Origin of the sequence: Amycolatopsis sp. NPDC049691, assembly GCF_040675005.1 — a bacterium.
Lineage (GTDB): Bacteria > Actinomycetota > Actinomycetes > Mycobacteriales > Pseudonocardiaceae > Amycolatopsis.
This window is the reverse complement of sequence record NZ_JBFANX010000009.1, coordinates 9,845-24,102: the sequence shown is the minus strand read 5'-3', so window position 1 is coordinate 24,102 and position 14,258 is coordinate 9,845. Positions and strand designations below refer to the sequence as shown.

10 protein-coding genes, 2 tRNA genes and 1 pseudogene are annotated in these 14,258 nt (G+C 71.5%); 10 read left to right on the top strand and 3 right to left on the bottom strand.

All coding sequences use genetic code 11. From position 1 onward, the window contains the following. Nucleotides 1-68: 68 nt before the first annotated feature. Nucleotides 69-1,235: an MFS transporter gene (locus AB0J40_RS21365; protein ID WP_364455712.1), complete on the bottom strand. Its 1,167-nt coding sequence runs from the start codon at nt 1,233-1,235 to the stop codon at nt 69-71. A 52-nt stretch (nt 1,236-1,287) separates the two neighbouring features. On the opposite strand from AB0J40_RS21365, the gene AB0J40_RS21360 reads away from it, so the two are divergent. The 5 genes from AB0J40_RS21360 (at nt 1,288) to AB0J40_RS21340 (ending at nt 4,814) form a co-directional block, all read left to right on the top strand. Then, complete coding sequence (locus AB0J40_RS21360; protein ID WP_364455710.1) at nt 1,288-2,343, top strand: LacI family DNA-binding transcriptional regulator; 1,056 nt, start codon at nt 1,288-1,290, stop codon at nt 2,341-2,343. Between the two features lie 169 nt (nt 2,344-2,512). After that, entirely contained in the window at nt 2,513-2,887 is a 375-nt protein-coding gene (locus tag AB0J40_RS21355) for a peptidase inhibitor family I36 protein (RefSeq protein WP_364455707.1), read from the top strand. Between the two features lie 659 nt (nt 2,888-3,546). After that, nucleotides 3,547-3,620: transfer RNA gene (locus tag AB0J40_RS21350), tRNA-Arg, on the top strand. 607 nt (nt 3,621-4,227) lie between these two features. After that, a tRNA-Arg gene (locus AB0J40_RS21345) sits at nt 4,228-4,304 on the top strand. A 303-nt stretch (nt 4,305-4,607) separates the two neighbouring features. Then, nucleotides 4,608-4,814, top strand: a complete 207-nt coding sequence (locus AB0J40_RS21340) for a hypothetical protein (protein WP_364455705.1) — start codon at nt 4,608-4,610, stop codon at nt 4,812-4,814. A 155-nt stretch (nt 4,815-4,969) separates the two neighbouring features. Here AB0J40_RS21340 and AB0J40_RS21335 read toward each other — a convergent pair whose 3' ends face one another. Both AB0J40_RS21335 and AB0J40_RS21330 read right to left on the bottom strand, forming a co-directional pair. Next, the gene (locus AB0J40_RS21335) at nt 4,970-6,202 is read right to left on the bottom strand and encodes a cytochrome P450 (protein ID WP_364456267.1); all 1,233 of its coding nucleotides are present in this window, start codon (nt 6,200-6,202) and stop codon (nt 4,970-4,972) included. 471 nt (nt 6,203-6,673) lie between these two features. Then, a pseudogene (locus tag AB0J40_RS21330) lies at nt 6,674-7,369 on the bottom strand (epoxide hydrolase family protein); the annotation flags it as partial. A gap of 371 nt (nt 7,370-7,740) precedes the next feature. On the opposite strand from AB0J40_RS21330, the gene AB0J40_RS21325 reads away from it, so the two are divergent. The 5 genes from AB0J40_RS21325 (at nt 7,741) to AB0J40_RS21305 (ending at nt 14,150) form a co-directional block, all read left to right on the top strand. Next, a complete protein-coding gene (locus AB0J40_RS21325) occupies nt 7,741-8,991 on the top strand; it encodes an acyl-CoA dehydrogenase family protein (protein ID WP_364455702.1) in 1,251 nt (416 codons plus the stop codon). Then, nucleotides 8,988-10,532, top strand: a complete 1,545-nt coding sequence (locus AB0J40_RS21320) for a 4-hydroxyphenylacetate 3-hydroxylase N-terminal domain-containing protein (protein WP_364455699.1) — start codon at nt 8,988-8,990, stop codon at nt 10,530-10,532. Before AB0J40_RS21325 ends, AB0J40_RS21320 begins: the two co-directional genes overlap by 4 nt. A gap of 192 nt (nt 10,533-10,724) precedes the next feature. After that, entirely contained in the window at nt 10,725-11,501 is a 777-nt protein-coding gene (locus tag AB0J40_RS21315) for a hypothetical protein (protein WP_364455696.1), read from the top strand. A 4-nt stretch (nt 11,502-11,505) separates the two neighbouring features. Further along, nucleotides 11,506-12,720, top strand: coding sequence for an MFS transporter (locus AB0J40_RS21310; protein ID WP_364455693.1), 1,215 nt, complete (start codon nt 11,506-11,508; stop codon nt 12,718-12,720). Then, nucleotides 12,717-14,150, top strand: coding sequence for a trehalose-6-phosphate synthase (locus AB0J40_RS21305; RefSeq protein ID WP_364455691.1), 1,434 nt, complete (start codon nt 12,717-12,719; stop codon nt 14,148-14,150). The genes AB0J40_RS21310 and AB0J40_RS21305 overlap by 4 nt, the downstream gene beginning before the upstream one ends. Nucleotides 14,151-14,258 lie beyond the last annotated feature (108 nt).

The following is a 14,258-nucleotide window of genomic DNA, read 5'->3' as shown; positions in this document are numbered from 1 at the left end:
TTACGACGCGCTCAGCTTGCCCCGCCCGGTTCCGCACTGTCAACGGGCTGCGGCGGCAGGGACCGGCGTCACGATTCGACGGTCACTGCGGCTTCCTCGCGGTTTCGCGCCCGCCGGGCACCGAGGGCGGCCGGCAGGATCAGCGCGGCGACGAGCGCGACGAACCCGAACGCCGTCGCGTAGTCCGTCACCTGCGCGATGCCGCCGACGATCGGCGGGCCGCCGAGGAAGCCGGTGTAGGCGATGGCCGTGACGAAGCCGATCTCGCGTTCGCCGCCGCCTTGTTTCCCGGCGTCGCCCGCCAGGCTCAGCGCCATCGGGAACGAAGCCGCCAGCCCCGCGCCGGCGAGCGCGAAGCCGACGTAGCCGACCGCGGCGACCGGGATCGCGGCCGCGGCGAGCAGGCCGACGGCGGCGAGGACCGACCCCGCGGCCAGGCAGCGGGTCGGGCCGAAGCGGCGTTGGGCGTAGGTTCCGGCGAGCCGGGTCAGGGCCATGACCAGCTGGAAGCCAGCGAACGCGAGTGCCGCGGCACCCTGGCCGACACCGCGTTCGACCGTCATGAGCAGCGCGGACCAGTCCGACGACGCCCCTTCGGCGATCGCGGAGCACAACGCGACGGCGGCGAGCAGCCACAGCACCGGACGGCGGATCGGCGCGCGGCTCGGCGTGGCCGCTTCGTGGTGCTCGGGACGGCTGCCGGGGACCGCGCGGAGGATGGGGAGCAGCACCGCGACGGCGACGACCGCGGCCATGGTCAGGTGCCGCCCCGGCGACCAGCCGTGGCCGGCGGCGAGGCCCGCGGCCAGCGAACCGGCGAGCGCGCCGAAGCTGAACCCCGCGTGGAACTCCGGCATGATCGCGCGGCCGAGCCGGCGTTCGACGGCGACCGCGGCGACGTTCATCGCGACGTCGAGCATCCCGACGCTCGCGCCGATCAGGAGCAGGGCGCCGGCCAGCAGCGGCACGGTGGGCGCGAACCCGACCAGCACCATCGAGCCGGCCGCGCTCACGGTGCTGCCGGCGACGACCACGCGCGCACCGGCCCGTTCGATGATCCGGCCGGACACCGAAGCGGCCGCGAGCATCCCGACGCTGGCGCCGAGCAGCGCCAGCCCGAAGACGCCGGGGGAAGCGTGCACCTGCGTCGCGAGCGCGGGCGTGCGCGACGCCCAGGACCCCAGCGCGAGGCCGTTGAGCGCGAAGACGACGAACACCGCGATCCGATCCCGCATGGTTCCCAGCGTGACTGAAGCGCTTCAGAAAGTCCATGGTTACACTGCGCGGATGACCCGGCGCCGTCGTCCCACGCTCGACGATGTCGCGTCGGCCGTGGGTGTCTCCCGCGCCACGGTCTCCAACGCGTACAACCGGCCTGACCAGCTGTCTTCCCAGCTGCGCGAGCAGGTTCTGCGAGCGGCGGCCGCGCTCGGTTACGCGGGCCCGGACCCGACCGCGCGCAGCCTCGCCACCAGCCGGACCGGGGCGGTCGCGGTGCTGCTGGACACGTCGCTGTCGGCGGCGTTCTCCGACCCCGCGCTGTCGGTGACGCTGGACGCGCTGGCCCGCGTGGTCGATCCGCACGCTTTGCTGCTCCTGCCCGGCGGTGCGTCCGGCGGGCCGCCCGCCGAGCGGGTGCTGACCGCGCAGGCCGACATCGCGGTGGCGTACTCGCTGGCCGACGGCGCCCCGGCGCTGGACTCGGTGCGCGCGCGGGGGTTGCCGCTGGTGGTGATCGACCAGCCGCTGCTGCCCGGGGCGGCGCGGATCGGCTGCGCGGACCGAGAGGGGGCGGCGCTGGCGGCCCGGCACCTGGTGTCGCTGGGCCACCGGCGGTTCGGGATCTTCGCGGCTGGTAGCCGGGTCACGCCGGGCGGGGGCGCTCTGTCGCTCGGGGCCGCTTCTGCTGCTTCGTTCCGCGACACGCGCGAGCGGCTGGCCGGGTACCTGGACGAGGTGGACCCGGCTTCGGTCGTCGTGGAGGAAGCGGCCGGGCTCAGTGTGGAGAGCGCGATGGCGGGGGCGTTCGCGCTGCTCGGGCGGACGCCGCGGCCGACCGCGCTGCTGTGCATGTCCGACCAGCTGGCGTTGGCGGTGCTCGCGGCGGCGGGGCAGCTGGGGCTCCGCGTGCCGGAGGAGCTTTCGGTGGTCGGGTTCGACGACAGCCCGCCGGCGGCGTGGGCGGTCCCGCCGTTGACGACGGTCCGGCAGGACCTGGCGGTGAAGGGCCGGATCGCCGGGGAGCTGGTGCTGCGGCTGCTGGCGGGCGAGCCGGTGCCGCCGCCGGACGAGGTGCCGGTTTCCCTCGTGGTGCGGGCGAGTACCGGCCCGGCTAGCACGTGATCGATGCCCCGGCAAGACCGTTCGCGGATCTGTGGACAACCGGTTCCGGGCCGGGCACCTGTCCACAGATTCGAAATCGCGGGCTGACAAATCTTCCCCCGCCCGCCAATCTGGAATCACCAGTTCACCGCGGCCCGCGAAAGCCGCGATTCCAGAGGGGAATTCCACGATGTCTTCACGCCGTCTCCGCGCTCGCCTGCCGTACCTGCTCGTCCTGGCCACCGTCGGGCTCCTGACCGGCGTCGGGACCGCTCAGGCGGCATCCGGTCCAGGATGCCAGAAGGGGGAATTCTGCCTGTGGTCGACGAACGACTACGGCGGCGAAATCTCGCGAACCGACTTGCGCACGGCGAATCCAGGGGAATGCATTCCCTTGCCCGAGGGATTCGCCGGGGCGTCGTTCGCGAATCTGATGACCCGCGACGTCACGGTGTACCAGGACGACGAATGCTCGACGGAGGGCGATTTCGTCACCTATCCGGGTGGCGGCACGTTCGTCCCGGACGCGCCGTTCCTGGTCCGCGGAATCCAGATCTGGGAGTGACGCCCTGAGCTGGGCTCGTACCCGCCGTCCGCTCCAAGGGGGGAGCCGGCTCGCGGCGGCGGCCGGGCCCGTCCGGGGCCGCTCCCCCGACAGCGGCCCCACCCCGTGGGCGCGCCTCTGCGGCGGGGCGCGCCCACGGGCTTCCCACGGCTGAGACTCGCCGCGCCGAGCGGGGCTGGGCAGCCCTGCGACGGCGTCCAGGCGGCTCGTGGCGCTTGCCGAGGCCCGGCGGCCGCCGAGTGGCGGTGAAGCCGATCAGTGGCCTCTCAGGCCGTCTGGTGGCTGCTTACCCGCAGCCTGGCGGCCCACGACGGGCGGGTCGACCGTTCGCCGGGCATCGGGCAGGCGGTCCAGCCCTCACCGCGGCGGGCCTCCGACCAGCCGGCTCGACCGTCACCAACCACCCCGGCACCCGAGGCCCAGCGGGGCGAACCCCGACCGACCTTCGGGCCTCCGGCCGGCCCGCCCAACTGTCACTGACCACTCGCGCCCGAGCCGACCGGGCGACCTCGCCTGCTCACCCGACGTCACGACACCTGGGCGGTCCGCACCCAACCGACGAGCAGCTCGGCACCTCGCCGAACCACCGGTTCGGCGGTCCGCGGCGCACCCACAACCGACTCGGTCGACCACCAACCAGTGCGAGCGACGCCGGCGCGGCCCTCGTAGCTCGGCTGGACAGAGCAAGAGCCTTCTCATCTCTAGGTCGCAGGTTCGAGTCCTGCTGGGGGCCGGGTCACGCGTACCGGCTTACCGACCAGCCCACCGTCCACGACAGCGGTCAGACCGACTGTCACCACCTCATCGCAAAAGCCGCCGGAGGCACTTCTCCCACCGAACCGCGCCGGCAATTCGGCGATCCCGCCACACCGCGCACTCCGGAGAGGCTCGACCCATCCACCACCATTCGGAGGAGTCCACCGGATCGCCGATACCGCCAGTCCCGGCGGCCATACCCAAACCCACCCGGAACCGCATTCATGCAGGTGAGGAGACCACCGCGCCGCCCGCCGCGGCAGGGAGGCAGCGACGTGCGGACGCTCGCGGCGCTGCCTGCCCGGCCGCAGGGACGTGCGGGCGAGCGTGGTCGGGCTGGACACAGCAAGAGCCTTCTGATCGCCAGGTTACAGGTTCGGGGCCGGTCCGTAAGCCCGTCCGGTCACCCTCAGCACCGCACCCGACACGCAAGGAGGTCTACACCACGCCCTCGACGACGCTTCCCCCGAACTTCCGAATTCCGTCGAACGAGACCTGAAACGATTCGCCGGTGTCGAACGATCGAGAGGATGGCGACGACTAAGCTGCCATTGCCGGGTTGCCGGCAGCAGCCGTCGGCGCGGGCCCTCGTAGCTCAGCTGGATAGAGCAAGAGCCTTCTAATCTCTAGGTCGCAGGTTCGAGTCCTGCCGGGGGCGCCACCAGGGAAGACGTCGTGCGCGGCTGCGCACGGCGCCTCCTGGTCACCGTGCTCGGCCCCACCTCGGAGCCCTTCCCCGACGCCCTCACTGTGGACGGTGGCGGTCACCCTTCCGGTTGCACCCAGGGCCGGACGTCGCACCGCGTGAGCCGCCAGGTGGCGGAACGGTCCCGACCGAGTTCATCCCGAGACAACCTTGTTACCTGATCGGCCGGGCGAGCCAGGACACCGCCAGTACGACTGCGCTCCGACGCCCCCACCCGATCGAGCGAAACAGCACCGACTACCGAGGAGGCGGTCCACCATGGACCACGACCAAGTCCGCGGGCGGCACCGACGGCGCCGGGACAACCGGGTGGCGCGCACGGTCTTCGACGAGGCGCGGCGCGCGGGTCTCGTCCGGCGGCACCTGATCAAGCTGCGGTACCTCGCCGAGCGCGGCGGATCCGCTCCGGCACCGGCGCCGGGCCCGGTGGCCGAACCACCGGCCTCCACATCGGACGCCGCCTGACCCCGCGAACGCGAGACGTACGGACCAAAGCCGCGGCCGGCCCACATGCCCGGGACTCGGTGTCGCGCGGCACGAGATTTCCGGGTGGACGTGGAACGCCGCGGCACCGCCTCGATGACGAGGCGGTGCCGCACCGATCGCCGGCATGCGAAGGATTACCGGTCGCCGCCCTTCAGGTACACCGGGAGGGCCCGGTGGCCGTTCATGATGAAGGTCGAAAGGGGCTCGAGGTCGGCGGGGTCGACGGCCAGGGCCAGGTTGGGGTACCGGTCGAAAAGGGTCGACAGGCCGATGGCCGCCACCAGGCGGGCGATGCCGGCACCGAGGCAGAAGTGCGGGCCGAAACCGAAGGAGAGGTGTTCCTTGTCGGCGCGGGTGATGTCGAATTCGCAGGCCGATTCGCCGTGCAGCGACGGGTCGCGGCCGATGGCGGCGTAGTTGACCAGGATCGGGTCGCCCTGCGGGATCGTGACGCCGTCGCCGAGGTCGATGTCCTCGACCGCGTAGCGCAGCGGGAGCGAGGCGAGCGGAGACTCGACGCGCAGGGTCTCGTCGATCACGTCGTTCCAGGTGGCCGCCCCGGACTTGACGAGCGCCAGCTGGTCGGGGTGGGTGAGCAGCGCGGTGATCGCGTTGTCGAAGAAGTTGATCGTGGTCTCCGAACCGGCGCCGAGGATCGCGAAGATCGTGTCGGCGAGCTCCTGCTCGGTCAGCCGCGAGCCGTCCTCCTCGCGCGCGGCGATCAGGTCGCTGGTGATGTCCTCGGCGGGGTTGGCGCGCTTGTTCGCGATCAACTCGGCCATGGAGGAGCGCCAGCCGGCCAGGACGGACTGGGCCTGCTCGGGGGTGACCGTGGTGTCCACCATCATGTCGATCACCTTGGCGGTGGCCGCGCGGGCCTGCTCGTCCATCCCGATCAGCTCGGCGACCAGCATGGCCGGCAGCGGGTAGGCGAACCGCTCGCGCAGGTCGACCACCTCGTCCGGATCGCCGGCGGCGAGCCCGTCGAGCAGCATGTTGGTCAGCGCCTCGATCTGCGGGCGGACGGCTTCGGTTCGCTTGGGGGTGAAGGCCTTTCCGACCAGGCGGCGCAGCCGGACGTGGTCCTTGCCGTGGGCGGTGACCATGTTGTCCATCGCGACCCAGCTGATCATCTCCCAGTCGGGCGGGATTTCGCCGTTGATGAACTTCGGCCAGTGGTTGCGGGCGCTCTTGGTGACCCTGGCGTCGGTCAGCAGCTTCTTGATCACGTCCGCACGGGTCACCGACCACGCGAGGACCCCACCGGGCAGCTCGACCTGGGTCGCCGGGCCCAGAGCGCGCAGGTGGGCGGCCTCCCCGTGGATGTCATGTCCCGTGGTGTCCAGGATGGGGCAACGGCTTTCCATGGGCTGGCCTTTCGGAGACGGAAGAGAACGGGCGAAGGCTCGGATGTCGTCGATGAGCAGGCGAGGCTGCTCGAGTGCCGGGAAATGGCCGCCGCGGTCGAACTCCGTCCACCGCGCGAGCGTCGGCAGGTCGCGCTCGGCGAAGCTGCGAATCGGCAGGACGAGGTCGCGCGGGAAGACGGCGACCGCGATCGGGACGGCGGGTGCCGGCGGTTTCTCACCGGCGAGGGCACGCATCGCGGCCGCGCCCTCGTAGTAGAAGTTGGCGGACGTGGCGGCCGTGGCGGTCAGCCAGTGGATCGAGACCGCGTCGAGGATCTTGTCGCGGCTGATCGCGTCCTCGGGAACCTCGCCGCAGTCGGTCCATTCCTTGAAGCGCTCCACGATCCAGGCCAGCAGGCCGATCGGCGAGTCCGTGAGCGCGTAGGCCGGTGTCCGCGGGCGGGTCTCCATGAGCTTCACGTAGGGGGAGAGCTCCTGGACGAACTTGCCGAGCAGGTCGAGGCGCTCCCGGTCGCCGTCGTTCAGCGCGGCCACTTCGGCCGGGTCGCCGCTCGGGAAGGTCAGCAGCATGGTGACGTGCGCACCCGCACAGTTCCGCGGGTCGATCGTCGCCACCGCCGTGGAGATCACCGAGCCGATGCCGCCGCCCTGGGCGAGGTAGCCGCGGTAGCCGAGCCGGCGCATCAGCTCGGCCCAGGCCGAGGCGATCCGCGAAACGTCCCACCCGGTCGCGGGCAGCGGTGAGGAGAAGCCGTGGCCGGGCACCGCGGGGATCACGAGGTGGAAGGCGTCGGCCGGGTCGCCGCCGTGCGCGCGCGGGTCGGAGAGCGGGCCGATCAGGTCGAGGAACTCGGCGACGGAGCTGGGCCAGCCGTGGGTGAGCAGCAGCGGCCGGGCGTCGGGCTCCGGCGAGCGCACGTGCACGAAGTGGACGGGTGCGCCGTCGATCTCGGTGACGAACTGCGGGTGACTGTTCAGTGCCGCTTCGGTGGCACGCCAGTCATAGGAGCCGCGCCAGTACTCGGCGAGCTCCTTCAGGTAGGCGGGCGGAACCCCTCGGTCCCAGCCCGCGTCGGGCAGTTCCTCCGGCCAGCGGGTGCGGGCCAGCCGCGCGCGGAGATCGTCGATGGCTGCCTGCGGGATTTCGACTCGGTACGGCTGCATGCTCGCCTCAGATCGGTGCAATCGCGGCTGATACGGAACCGCGACCATCCTCGCGCCACGCCGAATGCGGCACATCTCCCGCATTGCCGCGTCTCGGCCGGCCGGGCCCGGAGTACCGGGGGCGATTCCTAGCGCGTCTCATGGATTGCCGAGCCGGAGCCGGTGCGAACAGACGGTCCACATCGGACCCCAGCCTGCCCAGGCCTGCGGGCTCGCGCATCTTCTCTTTTGCGGGCCGGAAATCCGGCGTCCGAAACCCACCGGCGTCGCTTCGGCGGCCGCCGGAAGCACCGCATTCCCAAGGATGTCAACTCCGGACACCGATGTGATCCTCGAGAGCGGACCACGTTCGCCGAAGGGGATGAGACGACATGACTGCCGCCAGGAGTCTGCCCGCAGACGGCTATCCGCCCCCGCCCGAGCCGGGGCTGACGGCGGAAGAGGTCGTGGCGCGCGCGGAGCGCATCGCGGTCGACCTCGTCGGCCGGCAACAGGAAACGGAAGAGCGCGGCTACTACGGCCTCGACACGCACAACGAGTTCCTCAACGCGGGCTTCTACCGCTTGCTCGTCCCGCGGCGGTACGGCGGCTACGAGTTCGGCCTCGACACCTACCTGCGGGTCGTCGCCGCGCTCGCGCGCGGTTGCGGCTCCACCGCCTGGATGTACACCTTCGGTGCCTCGCACGCCCACGTCGCCGCGACCCTGTTCGGCGAGGCGGCGCAGGACGAGCTGTTCGCCGGCGGCGACTTCATCAGCCCCGGCACCATCGGGCCGGTCGGGTTCGCCGAACGGGCCGAGGACGGCGGCTGGATCGTCGACGGCATCCACCGGTACTGCTCCGGCTCGCCGTACGCCACCCACTTCATCGGCCACACGCTCGTGGCCGGCGCGGAGGGCGAACAGCCGACCCCGATGATGTTCGTCGTGCCCCGCGACCAGTGGACGCGGCTGGAGGATTGGGGCGGGCTGCTGGGCCTGCGGGGCAGCGGTTCGCACAGCATCAAGATCGAGAAGGCGCACATCCCGGGCCACTTCGCGCTGCCCGGCACGCACATCGGCCTGGCCTCCGTCGCGGACGGCACGCCGGGACTGGCGCTGCACGGCAACCCCCTGTACGGCGGTGGCGTCCTGAGCATGATCCAGTTCCAGAACGGCGCACTGGCGACCGGCATGGCCGCCGGCGCCCTCGACGTCTACACCCAGCTGATGCGCGACCGCACGACGATCTACCCGCCGATCACCTCGCGCGCCCAGGACCCCGACTTCCAGTTCCACTTCGGCGAAGCCGCCGGGCGCATCGCCACCGCGCAGGCGGCCCTGGCGGACGGCGCGCGGCAGTGGCACGAAACCGCCGCGCGCGGTTCGGCCGTCTTCACCCGGGAAGTGGACATCAGGCTCTCGTTGATCAGCCGGGAGGCCGTCCGGCTGTCGTGGACCGCGTTGTCCGAACACCTCTTCCCGACCGCCGGGTCGAGCGCCGTGCGGACCGGCGAACGGCTCGAACGCATCTGGCGGGACATGTCCACCCTGCAGAGCCACGCCGGGGTGAGCCTCTTCCTGGCCAAGGTCGCCAATCGGCAGCTGGCCGAGCTGGTCTTCGACCTGGCGGGTGCGCGATGACCGAGCCCACGCGTCCGCTGACCGGCGCGGAATACCTCGAAAGCCTGCGCGACGACCGCGAAATCTACCTCTACGGCGACCGCGTCAAGGACGTCACCACGCATCCCGCGTTCCACAACCCGGCGAGGATGACCGCCCGCCTCTACGACGCGCTCCACGACCCCAAGCACCGCGACGTCCTCACCACCGCCACCGACACCGGCGGGCCCGGCGGCTACACCCATCGCTTCTACACCACGCCGCACAGCGCCGAGGACCTCGTCGCCGACCAGAAAGCCATCGCCGAGTGGGCGCGGATCAGCTACAGCTGGCTGGGCCGCAGCCCGGAGCACAAGGCGGCGTTCCTGGGGACGCTGAACGTGAACGCCGACTTCTACAACCCCTTCGCCGACAACGCCCGGCGCTGGTACCGCGAAGCCCAGGAGAAAGTCCTCTTCTGGAACCACGCGATCGTGCACCCGCCCGTCGACCGCGACCGGCCGCCCCACGAAGTCGCCGACGTCTTCATCCACGTGGAGCGCGAAACCGACGACGGGCTGATCGTCTCCGGTGCCAAGGTCGTCGCCACCGGGTCGGCGCTGACGCACCACAACTTCATCGCCCACACCGGACTGCCCATCAAGGACCGCAAGTTCGCCTTGGTGGCCACCGTCCCGACGGGGGCTCGCGGGCTGAAGCTCATCTGCCGCCAGTCCTACGCGGCGGCGTCCACGCTCACCGGCAGCCCGTTCGACTACCCCCTTTCGTCCCGGTTCGACGAAAACGACACCGTCCTGGTGATGGACAAGGTCCTCGTCCCGTGGGAGAACGTGTTCATCTACGGCGACGTCGTGAAGGTGGGCATGTTCGCCGGGCACTCCGGGTTCAACGCGCGCGCCTGGTTCCACGGCTGCACCCGGCTGGCCGTCAAACTCGAATTCCTCGCCGGCCTGCTCGCCAAAGCCTTGGAGATCACCGGCGTCAGCGACTTCCGCGGTGTGCAGGCCCGGCTCGGCGAAGTTCTCGCCTGGCGCAACCTCTTCTGGGGCCTGTCCGACGCCGCCGCCCGCAACCCGGTGCAGTGGCGCAACGGCGCCGTGCTCCCGAACCCGAACTACGGCATGGCGTTCCGCTGGTTCTCCCAGCTCGGCTACGCCCGGATCCGGGAAATCGTCCTCCAGGACGTCGCCAGCGGGCTGATCTACCTCAACTCCAGCGCGAAAGACTTCCGCAACGAAGAAATCCGCCCCTACCTGGACAAATACCTGCGTGGCTCCCACGGCATCGACGCGATCCAGCGCGTGAAGGTCATGAAACTGCTCTGGGACGCCGTCGGCACCGAATTCGGCGGCCGCCACGAACTCTACGAACGCAACTACACGGGAAACCACGAAAACACCCGGGTGGAACTGCTCCAGAGCCAGCTGGCCGACGGGCAGCTCGACGGATACAAGCACTTCGTCGACCAATGCCTCGCCGAATACGACCTCGACGGCTGGACCGTTCCCGATCTCGCTTCCTTCGACCAGCTCGGCGCGATGGGCCGCGACCTCCTCAGCTGAACACCGGCCGGACCGGTCCCCCGGCGCCAACGGATCCGACGGGCACACGCCCGCCGGATCCGTTGGCGTGCGCGAACATCCGCGCCGGGAGGCACGCATGCTCGGAGTTGCCGCCACGTTCGCCGCGGCACCAAGCTACTCCTCGCGAAACCCTGCCGGAAATCCGACCACATCGTGGACAAGGGAGTTGTAGTGGGCACAATCCATGACCTGAAAGTCGCACGCAGCGAAGAACCGTGGCTGAGGATCGGCGAGGCCGAATTCCGGTCGCGGTTGATCGTGGGAATCGAGCAGTACGATTCGGTGACCGACGTCAAGAACGTGCTCGAGGCGACCGGCGCCGACGTGTTCATCACGACCGTCGACCCGGACAGCCGGCGCTCCAGCCTGCTGCTGTCGGACCTCGACGAGGTGCTGCCGCTGGACCGGTTCGTGTGGATCGGCACGACGTCGTTCTCCCGGTCGAAGGAAAGCGCGCTGCGGACCGCCCAGATCCTGCGCGACTCACTGGGAATCGACATCCTGAAGCTCGACGTGCGCGGCCAGGACAATACTCCCGACAACCGGCAGACGGTCGAGGCGGCGGCCGAACTGCGCGCGGGCGGCACGCACCTGCTGCCGTTCATCCTGCCGGACCTCGGCGTCGCCCGGGAACTGGTGGAACTCGGGTGTTCGGCCCTGCGGGTGATGGCCGCCCCCGTGGCGTCCGGCCGCGGCATCGTCGACCCGGCGCCGATCCGCGCCATCATCGAGCAGTGCGACATCCCCGTCATCGTCGAAGGCGGCCTGGGCAGCGCGAAACACGTCGCGCTCGCGATGGAACTGGGTGCCGCCGCCACGCTGGTGAACACCGCACTGGTGCGGGCGGGTGACCCGCTCAAGATGGCGACGGCCATGCGCCACGCCACCGAGGCCGGCCGGCTGTCCTACGAGTCCGTTCCCATGGCCGGGGACGTGCTGGCGGCGTGATTCGATGAGCACGCGTCAAGCCCAGCCCGGCTCCTCGCTCCGGGGCGAGAGCAGGCAACGGCGCCGGGCGCTCGCCCTGCTGGCGGTGGCCACGGCGATCGGGAGCACCGGACTCGCCGCCGGCGGCACGGCGGGCGCCCTGCTGGCGGTGGACATCACGAAGGCACCGGCGATGGCGGGCGTGCCCTTGGGACTGCTCGTCCTGGGCTCCGCCGCCGGCGCACCGCTGCTCGCCCGGCAGGCGGCGATCGGCCGCCGGGTGCGGGGGCTCGCGCTGGGCTACGCCCTCGGCGTCGCCGGTGCGGTGCTCGTCGTCCTGGCCGCGCAGTGGCAGAGCCTGGCCCTGCTGCTCGCCGGCAGCTTTGTGCTCGGCGTGGCGAACTCGGCCGTGTTCATGTCGCGGTACGCGGCCATGGACACCGCCACCACCGGCAACCGCGGCCGTGCGATCGGCGTGGTGTTCGCCGCGACGGCACTGGGCGCCGTCGTCAGCCCCACCCTGCTCGGCCCGAGCGGATCCGTGGCGCGGGCGCTGGGCCTGCCGCCCCTGGCCGGGCTGTACCTGGCGGCCGTGCTCGCGTTCGGGCTCGCGGCGGTGCTGCTCGCCACCCGGTCCAGGGCGCTCGGGCCGCGGCCCGAGCCGGGGCCCGGCGTCGTGGCCGTCCTCGCCGACACGGTGCGCCGCCGGGAAGCGGTCACGGCCGTCGGCGTCCTGGCGGCGACGAACTTCGTCATGGTCGGCGTCATGACCATCGCGCCGGTCCACCTCACCGAACACGGGCATTCGCTGGACCAGGTCGGTGTCGTCGTCGCGTTGCACGTCATCGGCATGTTCGCGGTGGCCCCGCTGACGGGGCTGCTGGCCGACCGCAAGGGGCCGGCCGCGGTGGCGCGGCTCGGCGGCGTGCTGCTGACCGTCGCCATGGTCATCGGCCTGTTCGTCGGACATTCCGGCACGCTCGTGATGACGGTCCACCTCCTGGTCCTCGGCGTCGGCTGGAACTGCGGTGTCGTCGGCGGCAGCACGCTGCTCGGCGCGGCCGTCCCCGCCGGAACGCGGCCCCACGTGGAGGGCATCGCCGAAGTGATGATGGGGCTCGCCGCGGCCGCCGCGGGCCCGATCTCCGGCCTCGTCGCCGATTTCGGCGGCTACCTGGTCTTCTGCGTCATCGGCACACCGGCCGCCGTTTTCCTTTTCCTGAGGAGGATTCCCTCGTGAAACTGCTGACGCTCAGCAACAGCTGCCCCCGGTGGCACGACGGCGGCCTGCTGCCGCGCTCACCGGGCGGGCTCGTGCCGATGCTCATCGCGCTGCTCGCCGAACACGGCGGGCACTGGGTCTTCACCGCGCCGCCCGGCAGCGCGCCGGCCGGCCCCGTGCAGCTGGCCGACGGCGTCCGGCTGCACCCGCTGGAACTGGCCGAAGAAGCCCGGCGGCAGCACTACGACACCGTGTCCATCGGCTTGCTGCTGGGCTTGCTGCACTACCTGCACGACACGTCCACGCAGCCGGTCGTCGACGGCGACATGGCCGCCGCCTGGACCGGGTACGAGGCGGTCAACCGGACCTACGCGAACCGCTTGGGCGAGCTGGCGGGCAACTCGGCGGACGAACTGGTGCTGATCAACGACCCGCACCTGATGCTGGTGCCGGAGTTCTACGCCGCACAGGGCGAACGCGCGAACCGGCTGGCGTACTTCCTGGGCACGCCGTGGTGCGAGCCGGACTACTTCTCGATCCTGCCGTCCTGGATGCGCACGAAGATCCTGGAGAGCCTGTTGCGGTGCGACGTCGTGGGTTTCCACGCGGGCCGCTGGGTGGACGCCTTCCTCGCCTGCTGCCGCCGGTACCTGCCGGACGCCACGATCGACGGCTGGACCGTGAGCCACCGGGGGCGGACGACGCGGATGGTCGCCGTGCCGTTCCCGCTCGACGTGGACGCGGTGGAGCGGGTGCGCCAGGAGCCCGCGACCGCGGTCTGGCAGGGCCGGCTCGCCGCGCTCGCCGGCGGCAGGCGGATCCTGACCCGGGCCGACCGGCTGGACCTCTGGAAGAACATGACCCGGGGTTTCCTGGCCTACGAGGCCATGCTGGAACGGCGTCCCGAACTCGCGGGCGAATGCTGGTTCGCGTCCATCGCGACCGTCCCCAGCCGGGCGACCGCCCGGCACGACGCCTACCGCGCGGAGAACGAGGCGATCGTGCGGCGGATCAACGAGCGCTTCGGCAGCCCGGACCGGGAGGCGGTCTCGCTGATCTACCCGGGGACGGGCGGCGACTCGCGCAACAGCGTCATCGCGGCGCTCGGCATGTGCGACGCCGCGCTGGTCAACTCCACCTACGACGGGCTCAACCTGTTCGCCAAGGAGGCGGCGCTGGTCCTCCCCGACTCCGCGTCGCTCCTGCTGTCGGAAAACGCCGGTGTTCACGAGCAGCTCGGCCGGTTCGCCGTCCCGATCGACCCGTTCGACATCGGCGGGACGAGCACGGCGATGGAGGCCGCGCTCGACGGGCGGACCGCGCAAGCGGGCGGGGTCGCCGGCCGCCGGGCGCTGCTGCGCGCGGAGAGCGCCGGCCAGTGGCTGGAAGCGGTGTTCGCCCCGGCGGGCTTCCGGGGTGCGGCGGGCCGGCTCGGGATCGCCGTCTGAGGCGCGGCTTGGTCGTTTCGCAGACACCCGGCGCGGGCCCCGCCGCAGGGCGGGACCCCGCCGGCGGGGACAGCGCCGGGGCGGAAACCCCCCCCGCGCATCAACCAG